This window comes from Sorangium sp. So ce204, assembly GCF_051526795.1.
GTDB classification, from domain to species: domain Bacteria; phylum Myxococcota_A; class Polyangia; order Polyangiales; family Polyangiaceae; genus Sorangium; species Sorangium cellulosum_B.
In genome coordinates this window covers 3,445,643-3,459,756 of sequence record NZ_CP150317.1, presented here as the reverse complement: position 1 = coordinate 3,459,756, position 14,114 = coordinate 3,445,643, and the positions used below count along the sequence as shown (strand labels likewise).

Annotated in this window: 4 protein-coding genes; all 4 read left to right on the top strand. The window is 71.7% G+C overall.

What is annotated here, in order from left to right; genetic code table 11:
- The first annotated feature begins 293 nt into the window (after positions 1 to 293).
- The 4 genes from WMF22_RS13155 to WMF22_RS13140 all read left to right on the top strand — a co-directional run bounded on the left by WMF22_RS13155 (position 294) and on the right by WMF22_RS13140 (position 14,071).
- Complete coding sequence (locus WMF22_RS13155) at positions 294 to 1,268, top strand: Gfo/Idh/MocA family protein (protein WP_438035983.1); 975 nt, start codon at positions 294 to 296, stop codon at positions 1,266 to 1,268.
- A 190-nt stretch (positions 1,269 to 1,458) separates the two neighbouring features.
- Positions 1,459 to 2,415, top strand: a complete 957-nt coding sequence (sbnA, locus tag WMF22_RS13150) for a 2,3-diaminopropionate biosynthesis protein SbnA (RefSeq protein ID WP_438035982.1) — start codon at positions 1,459 to 1,461, stop codon at positions 2,413 to 2,415.
- A 185-nt stretch (positions 2,416 to 2,600) separates the two neighbouring features.
- A complete protein-coding gene (gene sbnB / locus WMF22_RS13145; RefSeq protein WP_437299436.1) occupies positions 2,601 to 3,608 on the top strand; it encodes a 2,3-diaminopropionate biosynthesis protein SbnB in 1,008 nt (335 codons plus the stop codon).
- Positions 3,609 to 3,718: 110 nt separating this feature from the next.
- A complete protein-coding gene (locus WMF22_RS13140) occupies positions 3,719 to 14,071 on the top strand; it encodes an amino acid adenylation domain-containing protein (RefSeq protein WP_438035981.1) in 10,353 nt (3,450 codons plus the stop codon).
- The last annotated feature ends 43 nt before the right edge of the window (positions 14,072 to 14,114 follow it).

The following is a 14,114-nucleotide window of genomic DNA, read 5'->3' as shown; positions in this document are numbered from 1 at the left end:
TCGCACGTTCGACTCGACAGGAGCTCTCCTGCGAGGAGCGCGCTTGCTGCTCAAAGGCATCTGCGAACACGCGCCCCAGCATGACCAGAGAGCGTGTGCGCATCATTCCACCCGAACCGGACGACGCGAATGCGTGGCGCACCCCGCATGACGTTCGCATGACATTCATCGAGCGGCATGACGGGGCATGACGGGAGGCGAGGATCGAAGACGCGTGGGTCACGCTTGCTTTGTGAGGTGGCTCCGTAGTATATCCCACCGGCGTCCGTCAAATTCAGCATGGACGGCTGGTTATGCGCAAGATTGGCGTTGGAATCATCGGCTTCGGCACGATCGGCGAGCGGATCGCTCGCCTCCTCGCGCAGCGCCCCGATTTCCAGGTCGTCGCTGCGTGGGACCCATCCGCCGAGGTGACCCAGCGCATCGAGGCGTTCGACCGGGCTTGCCGGCGGAGGACCGCCGACGAGGTGGTCGCTGCTCCGGTTGAACTTATCTACATCGCCTCGCCGCCGGCGACCCACCTCGATCACCTGCGCCTCGCCGCGGGGGCGGGCAAGGCGATCCTGTGCGAGAAGCCGCTCGCGGTGGACGTCGAAGCGGCGGCGGCGACCGTGGATCGGCTCGAGCGGGCCGGCGTGCGCGCCGCCGTCAACTTCGGCTTCGCCGTCTCGCCGCCGGTGCAGGCGCTCTGGGACGCGCTGCGCGCCGGGCGCCTCGGCGAGGTGCGGCAGGCGCGCATCGACGCCTCGTTTCGCGCGTGGCCTCGACCGTGGCAGCCGGCCGGCGGCTGGCTCGCCGGCCGGCAGGAGGGCGGTTTTGTCCGCGAGGTGCTGTCGCATTTCGTGTTCCTGGCGCAGCGCGTGCTCGGGGCGCTGCGCGTCGAGCGCTCGCGCGTCGATTTCCCGGCGGACGGCATCGGGTCGGAGACAGCGATTCATGCCCGGCTGACCGCGGGGGCCATTCCCCTCGAGGTGAGCGCCTGCGTGGGTGGAGAAGAGGACGACTTCAACGCCTTCACCCTGATCGGCGAGCGTGGAGCGGGCCGCACCCACCACTGGTATAGCGCCGAGATCCAGGACGGCGCGGGCTGGGTCGATCTCTGCCCCGCGACGCCGGAGCAGGCCCTCGCGCGCAACCGGACGGCGCTGCTCGACCACCTCGCGGCGATGATGCAGGGCGGCTCGCACACCCTCGCCAGCTTGCGTGAGGCGCTCTCGGTCCAGCGCTGTATCGAGCGCCTCCTCGCTGGTGGGGCGACGGGCCTGTAATTCGAAGCCGTCGTTCGTCGTCCGTCGCGATCAGTTTCCAGCGGTCATCGTCAGTCTCCGTCAGTCTCCGTCAGTCTCCGTCAATCACCTTCAAATACAGTCATTCGCCGCCCGTTCAGCCAGCGGAACGGAGCTCGCTCAGGTCGCCCCGTGGAATGGACTTCACGTTAGCTCACGAGAGTGGACTCCCATGGCTGAAAAACTCTTGACGAAGGTCACCTCGCTCCTGGGGACCCTTCGAGAAACGACCGTGCTCCCCCTCGAGTGTGATGGGGTCAAGCTCTTCGCCAAGATCGAGGGGCACAACCCGGTAGGGAGCTTGAAGGATCGCCCCGCGCTCTGGATCCTGCACCAGGCGATCAAGCGGGGTGAGATCCACGACAAGACCGTCCTCATCGAGTCCTCCTCGGGGAACTTCGCCGTCGCGCTCGCGTTCTACGCGCGCCAGCTCGGCCTCGAGTTCATCCCGGTGATCGATCCGAACACCACGGAGGCCTACGAGTCCCTGTTGCGAAGGCTCTGCCCGAGCGTCGTCAAGGTGACCGAGCCGGACGACATGGGCGGCTACTTGAAGGCGCGGCTCCAGAAGCTCCGGGAGCTGCGGGAGAGCATCCACGATTCGTACTGGACCAACCAGTACGGCAACATGGACGCTGTCGGGGCCCACTACCGCTTCACGGGCGAGGAGATCTGCTCGGCCTTCTCCGAGCTTCACTACGTCTTCGTGGGCGTGAGCACAGGAGCGACGATCGCCGGCATCTCCCGGCGGGTGAAGGAGGCGTTCCCGAACGCACGCATCATCGCCGTCGACGCGCAAGGCTCGGTCATCTTCGGGGGCGCTCCAGGGCCGCGGCACATCGCCGGCATCGGCGCCAGCGTCCGATCCAAGCTTGTCGACGAGGCGAAGATCGACGACGTCGTCCTCGTCTCGGAGGTCGAGACCGTGCGCGCCTGCCGCGAGCTCCTCACGCGGCACGGGCTGCTCGTCGGGGGCTCATCCGGCTCGTGCTACGCCGCGGTGAAGAAGCTCCTCCCGAGGATGCGCTCCACGAGCCGCCCCTCGGTGCTGTTCGTCTGCGCCGACCGCGGCATCTCGTACGCTGACACCATCTTCAATGACGCCTGGACGTCCAGGCTCGGCGCGTAGAGGACACGCCCCGGAGGATCCGGTCAGAGGGGCTCTCCTTTCGCGCCTCGTGACGAGCGAGGCAGAGCGGAGCCCGGGCGGCCGACCACCAGCTTTCAACCCATGTCTCTGACCGGCGATCGCGCTGCCTCGGGGGAGCGACGCCAGGCTCGGGGCCAGCGTGAGACAACGGAGATCGCATCAGAATGGATTTCTCGATCATTACGGGCAAGGTGATCCACGAGATCATCCACGCCGACATCCCGGCCTGCGTGGAGCGCGTCAAGAGCGCCTACCTGATGCACGAGGACGGGCAGACAGTGAACCCGGACAGCTATTTCCTGCGGTTCCCGGAGCAGCCGAAGAACCGCATCATCGCGCTGCCCGCGTTCCTCGGGGGAGACGTCGGCGTCTCGGGCATCAAGTGGATCGCGAGCTACCCCGACAACATTCGCCGGGGGATCCCGCGGGCCTCGGCGGCGCTGCTCCTGAACAGCTACGAGACGGGCTACCCCTTCGCCTGCCTCGAGAGCTCGATCATCTCCGCCGCCCGCACGGCCGGCTCGGCGGCGCTGGCGGCCGAGTGGATGAACGGCGGCAAGCGCGCGGTGAACAGGCTGAGCATCATCGGCAACGGCCTCATCGCGAGGTACATCTACGACTTCCTCCTCGCGCTCGGCTGGGAGATCGGGTCGGTGCTGCTGCACGATCTGAATCAGGCGGAGTCGCAGCGGTTCGCGACCCAGGTGTGCAAGCCGGGTCGCCACGGCGCGATCGACTGCGTCTCAAGCGCCGAGGCCGCGATCACGGGCAGCGATCTCGTCGTCCTCGCCACCGTCGCGGGCGAGCCCTACATCCTGGATCCGGCGCTGTTCGCGCACAACCCGCTGGTGCTCAACATCTCTCTCCGCGATCTCGCGCCGGAGATCCTGCTCGGGTCCTACAACATCGTGGATGACGTCGAGCACGTGATGAAGGCGAGCACGTCGCCGCACCTCGCGGAGAGGCTGAGCGGCGGCCGGAGCTTCGTGACAGGGACCCTCGCCCAGCTCATGCGCGGCGAGCGCCGGATCGGCCGCGACAAGCCGGCGATCTTCTCGCCCTTCGGGCTCGGGGTGCTCGACCTCGCGGTCGGCCGATGGGTCTACGACGTCGCGAGCGCGCGAGGCCAGCGCGTCGTGGTCGACGACTTTTTCTTCGAGATGGCGCGCTGAGGCAAATGAACCGCGCGCCTCGCGTGGCGCGTCCGTCCGGTGGCGACGGCGATCAGGAAGCTCGATGTCGCCGGCGTGAACATGCCGTCTGTAACAGAGGTAGCTTGTAGATGACGACGCTCGAACAGCAACCGCGGTACGCCACACTGATCGATCTGCTCGAGGCGCGGAGCGCCGAGACGTGCGGAACCAGCTTCCGCGACGACAGCGGGAAGATCGTGGCTCGCATGAGCTACGCCGACCTCGCCCGCCGCGCCCGCCAGGTCGCCTCCGCGCTCCGCCAGGTCGCGGAGCCCGGAGAGCGGGCGATCCTGCTGTACGAGCCTGGGCTCGAGTACATCGTCGCCTTCTTCGGCTGCGTCTACGCGGGGCTCGTCGCCGTGCCGGCGTACCCGCCGGATCCTGCGCGCATCGAGCGGACGCTGCCGCGGCTCTGCGCCATCCTGAAGGACGCGCGGGCCGGGCTGGTGCTCTCCACGGGCGCGATCACGTCGATGGCCGTGCACCTGTTCCAGCGCGCGCCGGAGCTCGGCGCGGCGCGCTGGGTCGCGACCGACGAGCTGCCGGCGGAGGGCGAGGGCGCCTTTCGGCCGCCGGCGGTCGGCCCGGCGTCGCTCGCTTTCCTCCAGTACACGTCGGGATCCACGGGCACCCCGAAGGGGGTGATGCTGAGCCACCGCAACCTGCTGCACAACCTGGAGAGCATCTCACGGTGCTTCGGCGCGCACCGGGGCAGCACAGGGGTGATATGGCTGCCGCCCTACCACGACATGGGGCTCATCGGCGGCATCCTCGAGCCGCTGTACCACGGGTTCAACGTGGCGCTGATGTCCCCGCTGACGTTCCTGCGGCGCCCGTTGCTGTGGCTGCAGGCCATCTCGGAGGAAGGAGCCACCATCAGCGGCGGACCGAACTTCGCCTTCGAGCTGTGTGTTCGCAAGAGCTCGCCCGAGGAGCGGCGCGCCCTCGATCTGCGCTCGTGGGAGGTCGCCTTCTGCGGCGCGGAGCCGGTGCGGGCGGAGACCCTCGATCGATTCGCGGCGGCCTTCGGGCCGTGCGGCTTCAGGAAGACGGCCTTCTATCCCTGCTACGGGCTCGCGGAGGGGACGCTCATCGTCTCCGGCGGGGAAGCGGGCAGCGGCGCCATCGTCGGCGCCTCGAGCGCGGCGGCGCTGGAGCAGGGGCGCGCCGAGGAGGCGGCCGCCGGTGAGCCGGGGGCGCGGCTGCTCGTCGGCTGCGGCCGCTCGCTGCCGGACCAGGAGCTCGTCGTCGTGCACCCCGAGACGCTCACCGCCTGCCCCGCCGGGCACGTCGGCGAGATCTGGCTCCGTGGTCCCAGCGTGGCCCAGGGCTACTGGGGTCGCGCCGAGGAGACGAAGGGCACCTTCCGCGCGCGGCTCGCGACCGGCGAGCCGGGCGAGTTCCTCCGCACGGGCGACCTGGGCTTCCTGAAGGACGGGGAGCTCTTCGTCACGGGGCGGCGCAAGGACCTGATCATCCTCCGCGGCCGAAACCACTACCCGCAGGACATCGAGCTCACCGTCGAGCAGAGCCACCCGGCGATCCGGTCGGGGTGCTCGGCGGCGTTCGCGGTGGAGGTCGACGGCGAGGAGCGGCTCGCCCTCGCGCTGGAGATCGACGTCCGGAAGGAGCGAGACCTGCGCGCGCGCCTGTCGGCCTGCGAGGCGGCGATCGGGGCGATCCGGGAGCGGCTGGCCATGGAGCACGACCTGCAGCCGCACGCGGTGGCGCTCCTGCCGCCGGGCAGCATTCCCAAGACCTCCAGCGGCAAGATCCAGCGGCACGCGTGCCGCGCGGCGTTCCTCGGCGGAGAGCTCCAGACCGAGCTGCTCTGGCGCGCCGACGAGGTGAGGAGCGGCGCGCGCCTGGAAGCGGACGCGGACGCGGCCGCGGCGCCCGCGATCCAGCCGGCGCCGCCGCGCGCGGCGCCCCGAGGTGACGCGGCGACCGTGGAGGAGCTGCGCTCGTGGCTCTGCGGTTACCTCGCGAGGGCGCTCGGCGGGCCCGCGGGCGGGCTCGATCCGGAGGCGCCGATCACGCGCTACGGCCTGGATTCGCTGCGCGCTGTCGAGCTGTCCTCGAGCCTCGAGCAGGAGCTCGGCGCGCCGGTGCCGCTCGACGTGCTCCTGCGCGGTCCGAGCCCGGACGCGCTCGCGCGGCACGTGGCGGCGCAGCGCGCGGCGGCGTCGCGGCCGGCGGGAGGGCTGGCGCCGGCGCTGGCTCCCGCGCTCACGTCCCGCCGAGCGCCGGGCCCGCTGCCGCTCGCCCCCGTGCAGCAGCGCCTGTGGTTCCTGGCGCAGCTCGATCCCGACAACCCCGTCTACAACATCCCTGTCGCCGTCGATCTCTCCGGCGAGCTCGACGTGGCGGCGCTGCAGCGCGCGCTCGACGCGATCGCGCGCCGCCACGAGCCGCTGCGCGCGAGCATCGAGGAGCGAGACGGGAAGCCGGTCCAGGTGATCGCGGCGGAGGGGGCGCTGCCGCTCGAGATCGTGGACCTGACGGGCCTGCCCCTGTCCGCCCGGGAGGTCGAGGCGCAGCGGCGCTCGCGCGAGGAGGCGCGGCGCCCGTTCCAGCTCACGCGCGGCCCGCTCGCGCGCGCCACGCTCCTGCGCATCGAGCCGCGGCGGCACGTGCTGCTCGTCGTGGCCCACCACCTCGTGGCGGACGGCTGGTCCTTCGGGGTCCTCGCCAGGGAGCTTTCGGCGCTTTACGGGGCCTTCTCGCGAGGGCTCCCGCCCGGGCTCGCGGATCTGCCGCTGGGGTACGCCGACTACGTCCTCTGGAAGCACGAGCGCCTCGACGGCGGCGTCGCCGCGGATCAGCTCACGCGCTGGGGCGCGAGGCTGGCCGGCGCGCCGGAGCTGCTCGAGCTGCCGGCGGACCGCCCTCGACCCGCGGCGCAGACCTACCGGGGCGCGAGGTCGCCGGTGCGCTTCCCCCGCGCTCTCCGCGAGGCCCTGGAGGCGATCTGCCGGCAGGAGGGCGTCACCCCGTACATGGCGCTGCTCGCCGGCTTCGCGCTCTTGCTGGGGCGCTGCGCGGGCCAGGACGACGTGTGCGTCGGCTCCGCCGTCGCCGGCCGCCCGCCGGAGCTGAGCGGGCTGTTCGGCATGTTCACGAACACCGTCGTCCTGCGGGTCGATCTGTCCCGCGCCCGGACCTTCCGGGAGCTGCTCTCGCAGGTGCGCGACGTCGCGGTCGAGGCCTACGCGGACCAGGACGTGCCCTTCGAGCGGGTCGTCGAGCACCTGCGGCCGGCGCGCAGCCAGAGCTTCTCGCCGCTGTTCCAGGCGATGTTGATCTTGCTCCCGGACCGGGAGGTCGATCTCCCGGCCCTGCCGGGGCTCGCGGCGCGCCCGGTGGAGCTCGATCCGGGCACCTCGATGGTGGACCTCACCCTCTCCCTGAGGAGCGGCGAGGACGGGTTCGAGGGGTACTTCGAGTACAGCGCCGACCTCTTCGACGGCGCGTCGATCGCCCGGATGGCCTCGCGCCTCGGCGCGCTGCTGCTGTCGGCGGCCTCGAGCCCCGATCGCCGCCTGTCCGAGGCCACCGTGATGGACGAGGACGAGCTGCGGCTCGTCACGTCGGGCTGGAACGCGACACGCGCGGCATGGACGACCGACGCGTGCATTCATGAGCAGCTCAGCGCTCAGGTCCGCAGGACGCCGGACGCGACAGCGTGCGTGTTCGAGGGCGAAGAGATCACGTACCGCGAGCTCGACGCGCGGGCGGGCGCGCTCGCGGGCGAGCTGCGTTCGCTCGGCGTCGGGCCCGAGGTGATCGTGGGCCTGTGCGCGGAGCGGTCGATCGAGATGCTCGTGGGGCTGCTCGGCATCCTGAAGGCGGGCGGCGCTTACCTGCCGCTCGATCCCTCGTACCCCTCGGACCGCATCGGCTACATGCTCGACGACGCCGGCGCGCCGGTGGTCGTGACCGAAGAGCACCTCACGACGCGGCTCGCAGGCTCGAAGGCGCGCGCGGTGATGCTCGGCAGGGGCCAGGGCCGGCCGGAGACGGGCGCGCCGCCCGCGGCCGGCGCACGCCCGGCCAACGCCGCGTACGTCATCTACACGTCGGGCTCGACGGGGAAACCCAAGGGCGTCGTCGTGCCCCACCGGAGCGTCGCGAACTTCTTCAGCGCGATGGATCGAGCGCTCGGGCCCGTCGCTCCCGTCGCGCCGGGGGCGCGCTGGCTCGCGGTCACGAGCATCTCCTTCGATATCTCCGTGCTGGAGCTCCTGTGGACGCTCACACGCGGCCTGACGGTGATCCTCCAGGGCGAGCAGCGGCGCCGGGCGCCGCGGCGGCAGGCGAAGGGCCGCCCCGGCGCGCGCCGGCCGCTCGGCTTCAGCCTCTTCTACTTCGCCGATGACGCCGACCAGGGCGGCGGCGACCGGTATCGGCTCCTCTGGGAAGGAGCCAGGTTCGCGGACCGCCACGGCTTCATGGCCGTGTGGACGCCCGAGCGCCACTTCCACGCGTTCGGCGGTCTGTACCCCAATCCATCGGTCGTCGGCGCGGCGATCGCGGCCATGACGGAGCGGGTCGCGATCCGCGCCGGCAGCGTCGTCGTCCCGCTGCACCACCCGGTCAGGATCGCGGAGGAGTGGGCGCTCCTCGACAACATCTCGCGCGGCCGCGTCGGCGTCTCCTTCGCGTCAGGCTGGCACGCGCGCGACTTCGTGCTGGCCCCGGAGCGGTACGCGGACCGGAAGCGGATCATGCTGGAAGGCATCGACGCCGTCCGCAGGCTCTGGCGCGGCGAGCGGCTGACGTTCCCGGACGGCGCGGGGACACCGACGGAGATCCAGATCCGGCCGCAACCGGTGCAGCGCGAGCTGCCCGTCTGGCTGACGGCGGCGGGCAACCCGGAGACGTTCGAGGCCGCGGGCCGGGGCGGGATGAACATCCTCACGCACCTGCTCGGCCAGAGCATCGAGGATCTCGCGGAGCGGATCGCGATCTACCGCGAGGCGCGCCGCCGCGCGGGGCACGAGGGCGAGGGGCACGTCACGCTCATGCTGCACACCTTCGTCGAGCGGGACGCCGATCTGGTGCGCGCCCGGATCAGCGCGCCGTTCCGCAGCTACCTGCGCAGCTCGGCCGATCTGATGAGGGGGCTCGGCCGCAGCCTGGGCATCGATCTGGACGGCGCTGTCCGCGAGGAGGACCTGGACCTGCTCGTCTCCCACGCCTTCGACAGGTACGTCGAGACGAGCGGCCTGTTCGGGACGCCGAGCGACTGCCTGGAGCGGGTCGCCCAGCTCAAGGAGATCGGGGTCGACGAGATCGGCTGCCTCATCGACTTCGGCGTCGAACCCGACGCCGTGCTCGCGAGCCTGCCGTACCTCGACGAGCTGAAGCGCCTGAGCGAGCGAGAGGACCGGCGGAGCCTGGAGGACACCTCGGCGCCGCGGCAGATCGAGCGGTATCAGGTGGATTACCTCCAGTGCACGCCGTCGCTGCTGCGCGGCATGATGCTGGAGCCCTCGGCGGCGGCCGCCCTGTCCAGCCTGCGCGCGCTGCTCCTCGGCGGTGAGCCGCTGCCTTTCGATCTCGTCGAGGAGATCCGCAAGACGTTCCCTGGCGCGCTGCTCAACATGTACGGCCCCACGGAGACGACGATCTGGTCCTCCACGCACCTCGTCGAGCGGGCGGCCGGGGCGGGGTGGGCGTCCATCGGGCGGCCCATCGACAACACAGCGCTTTACGTCTGCGATCGCCACCTCCAGCTGGTGCCTGTCGGCGTGCAGGGGGAGCTGTACATCGGCGGCGAGGGCGTCACGCGAGGTTACCTGTCACGCCCGGCGCTGACCGCGGAGCGGTTCCTGCCGGATCCTTTCTCCGGCGACGCGGGGGCGCGCATGTACCGGACGGGGGACCGGGTGCGATGGCTGCCGGACGGCACCGTCGAGTTCCTCGGCCGCACGGACCACCAGGTCAAGCTGCGGGGCTTCCGCATCGAGCTCGGCGAGATCGAGGCGATGCTCGCGCAGCACGAGGCGGTCGCGGCCGCGGTTGTCTCGGTCCGCGAGGACACCCCCGGGGACCGGCGGCTCGTGGCCTATGTCGTGCCGGCGCCGGAGCGGTCCGTGGACGAGGCGGAGATCAAGCGCTTCGTGCGCGATCGGCTGCCGGACTACATGGTCCCGTCGGTCGTCGTGGCGCTGAGCGCGCTCCCGCTCACGGCGAACGGCAAGATCGATCGCAAGGCGCTCCCGCGGCCCTCGGGGGAGCACGCGATGGCCAGCTCGACCTTCGTCGCGCCGCGCACCGAGGTCGAGGGCCGCGTCGCGCAGATCTGGGCCGAGGCGCTCGGCGTGCCCGGGGTGGGCGTCGAGGACGACTTCTTCGCGCTCGGCGGGCACTCGCTCCTCGCGACCCAGGTGGTGGCCCGGCTGAGGAGCGCCTTCGGCGTCGATCTGCCGCTCGGGCTCATCTTCCAGTCGCCCACCGTGGCGGCGATCGCCCGGCACATCGAGGCGAGCGCCGGCGCCGCCGAGCTCCTGCCGCTCCGGCGCGTCGAGCGAGCGGGGCCGCTGCCGCTCTCGCTCGCGCAGGAGCGCATGTGGTTCCTGCACCAGCTGAGCCCCGAGAGCGTCGCGCAGAACGTGGCGTGGAGCGTGCGCTTCTCGTCGGCCATCGACCCGGTCGCCCTCGAGCGGAGCGTGACGGAGCTGTCGAGGCGGCACGAGATCCTGCGCACGAGCTTCCCGAGCGTCGACGGGCGGCCGGTCCAGCGCATCGCCCCGCCGGCGAAGGTCCCTGTGCCGGTCACCGATCTGCGGGGCTTGCGGCCGGACGCGCGGATGGACGCGGCCCGCGAGCGGCACCTCCGGCTGGCGCTCGAGCCGTTCGATCTCGACGAGGGGCCGCTCCTGCGCGTCGAGCTGCTGCGCCTCCGCGACGCCGAGGACGTGCTTGTCGTGGCGCTCCACCACATCATCACCGACGGCTGGTCGCTCGGGGTGCTCGCCCGCGAGATCACGGCGCTCTACCAGGCGTTCTCCAGCGGCCGGCCCTCTCCCCTGCCCGAGCTGCCGATCCAGTACGCCGACTTCGCCGTGAGCCAGCGGCAGTGGCTGAGCGAGGAGTCGCTCGCGGCGCAGCTCTCCTACTGGAAACAGGCGCTCGCCGGCGTCCCCGCCGTGCTCGAGCTGCCGTCGGACCGCCCGCGGCCGCCGGTGCTGAGCTACCGCGGCGGGCGGCACGCGATCCGCGTCTCCGCCGCGATGACCGAGGCGCTCAAGGCGCTCAGCCGGCGCGAGGCGGTGACGCTGTTCATGACGCTCCTTGCGGCCTTCCAGGTCCTGCTCCACCGCTATTCGGGGCAGCAGGACATCGTCGTGGGCTCCCCCGTGGCCGGGCGGAGCAGGCAGGAGCTCGACGGGCTCATCGGCTTCTTCCTCAACACCGTCGCGCTGCGCGTGGACCTCTCCGGCGATCCGAGCTTCCTCGATCTGCTCGAGCGGGTGCACCGGACAGCGCTGGAAGCGTACGCGCATCAAGACTTGCCGTTCGACAAGCTGGTGGAGGAGCTGAACCCGGCGCGGAGCCGCGCCCACGCGCCTCTCTTCCAGGTCATGTTCATCCTGCAGGACCCCACCGGCGCCTCGCGGGCCGAGGCGCTGGAGACCGAGGAGGTCTTCACCGGAACGGCGATGTTCGACCTGACCCTGGCGCTGACGGAGGCAGACCAGCAGCTCGGGGGGCACATCGAGTACAACGCCGATCTCTTCGATCCGCCCACGATCGCCCGGATGGCGGCGCACCTCGAGCAGCTCCTCGAGGGGATCGTGCGCGACCCGACCCGCCCGATCTCGTCGCTGCCGCTCCTGCCCGCCGACGAGCGGCGGACCCTCCTCGACGACTGGACCCGCACCGAGATGCCGTTCCCCGAGGAGGAGTGCTTCACGACGCTCTTCGAGGCCCAGGTGGAGCGGACGCCGGGCGCGATCGCCGCGGTGGGCGAGGGTGGAGCAACGCTGAGCTACCGGGACCTCGACGAGCGCGCGGACGCCCTCGCCCGCGCGCTCGTGCGCCACGGCGCGGGGCCGGACGAGGTGATCGCGCTGCTCGCGGAGCGCGGCCTCGACTTCCTCGGCGGGATGCTCGGCGTGTGGAAGGCCGGGAGCGCCTACCTGCCGCTCGATCCGTTCCACCCGCCTCACAGGATCGCCCAGGTGCTGGAGAGCAGCGGCGCGCGGCGCGTGCTCGTCTCAGGGCCGCTCGAGGCCGCGCTGCGGCGCGCCCTTTCGGGGATGGCGGCCGCGCCGCAGGTCATTCCCCTCGAGGAGGCGCTCACGCCGGGCGCCGAGATAGCGCGCGCTCCGCTGCCGCACGCTCGCCCGTCGAACCTCGCCTACGTCATCTACACGTCGGGCTCGACGGGAGCTCCCAAGGGGGCGATGGTCGAGCACCGCGGCATGCTCAACCACCTCTTCGCGAAGGTGCGGGATCTCGAGCTCACCGCGGAGGACTGCGTCGCGGAGACCGCGTCTCAGTGCTTCGACATCTCGGTCTGGCAGTTCCTCGTCGCGCTCCTCCTCGGGGGTCGCGTTCACATCCTGGGAGAGGAGGTCGTCCGGGATCCCGCCCGGCTGCTCGCCGCGATCGAGGAGCACGGCATCTCGATCGTGGAGCTGGTCCCTTCCATGCTTCGCGCGGTGCTGGCGGAGGCGCGGTCATCGGAGCGCGCGCCGCAGCTTTCGGGGCTCCGGTGGATGGTGGCCACCGGAGAGGCGCTGCCGCCGGAGCTGTGCGCGCAGTGGATCGAGGCCTATCCCGCGGTGCCGCTCCTCAACGCGTACGGTCCCACCGAGTGCTCCGACGACGTGACGCATCACCGCGTGCGGGAGGTGCCCACCGCGGCGCACGTCCCCATCGGGCGCTCGGTCGCGAACATGCGCCTCTACCTCCTCGATCGGCGGAGTCAGCCCGCGCCGATCGGGGTTCCTGGCGAGCTGTTCGTGGGCGGCGTCGGCGTGGGGCGCGGCTACCTGCGGGATCCCCGGCGCACGGCCGACGTGTTCCTGCCCGATCCGTTCTCGCCCCTGCCCGGGGCCCGCATGTACAAGACCGGCGACCTCGCGCGGTACCTGCCGAGCGGTGAGCTCCAGTTCCTCGGCCGGCTGGACCACCAGGTCAAGGTGAGGGGCTTCAGGATCGAGCTCGCCGAGATCGAGTCGGCGCTCAAGCGGCACCCGGGCGTGGCCGAGGCGGTCGTCGTGGCCAGGGAGGATCGGCCGGGGGACAAGCAGCTCGTGGCGTACGTGGTGCCGGCCGCGGGCTCGCCGCGCTCCGCCGCCCTGCTGAAGGAGCACGCAAGGGAGCTCCTTCCCGAGTACATGGTGCCCGCGTTCGTCGTGCTGCTCGACGCGCTGCCGCTCAACGCGAACGGCAAGGTCGATCGCAAGGCGCTCCCGGCGCCCGATCGGAGCGGCGCGGCCGAGAGTTTCGTCGCGCCGAGGGACGCGCTGGAGCGGGATCTCGCGGCGATCTGGGCCGCGGTGCTGGGCGCCGAGCGCGTGGGCGTCCGGGACGACTTCTTCGATCTCGGCGGCCACTCGCTCCTGGCCGTGCGGCTCATGGCGGAGATCCAGGCGCGCACCGGCCAGCGGCTGCCGCTCGCGGCGCTGTTCCAGGGGGGGACGGTGGAGCGCCTCGCCGCGCTCCTCCGCGATGAGCGGCGCCTCGATCCGAGCTCGCCGCTCGTGACGATCACGCCCGGCGCCGAGCGGCGGCCGTTCTTCTGCGTCCACCCCGTGGGGGGCAACGTCCTGTGTTACCGCGAGCTCGCGCGGCAGCTCGGCGCGGAGCAGCCGTTCTACGGGCTGCAGTCCCCGGGGCTGGACGGGGCCCAGGCGCCGCCGGCCAGCGTGGAGCAGATGGCGGCGCTCTACGTGAGCGCGGTGCGGTCGGTGCAGCCGTCGGGGCCTTACCTGCTCGGCGGCTGGTCGATGGGAGGCGTCGTCGCGTTCGAGATGGCGCGGCAGCTCGAGCGCAGCGAGCAGCGCGTGGAGGTGCTCGCGCTCATCGACGCGCAGGTCGAGGGCGTCCGGCCCGGGGCGCCGCCCACGGACACGGATCACCTCCTTCACGCCCTGTTCGACAACGATCTGGCCCGGGTCGCGGGTGGCAGCCCGCCCCCCGAGGAGGCGTTGCCGGCGCTGCGCCGTGTCTTCATGAGCAACATGAAGGCTCTCTATGGTTATGAGCCCGGACCGTACGGCGGGACGATCACGGTCTTTCAGGCCATCGACGGGCGGGCTTCATCGCCGGACGCGGTGGACGCCTGGCGGCGGCTGGCGCCCTCGGGCGTCGAGGTCGAGCGCGTGCGGGGCGACCACTATTCGATCCTGCAGGCGCCCGGCGTCGAGCCCATCGCCCGGAAGCTCCGCGCGCTCATCGAGCGGGCCCGGCGCGAGGCGCCCTGAGCGGGCCGGCGCCGGGCATCGACCGGCCCCATGCCGGCCCCGC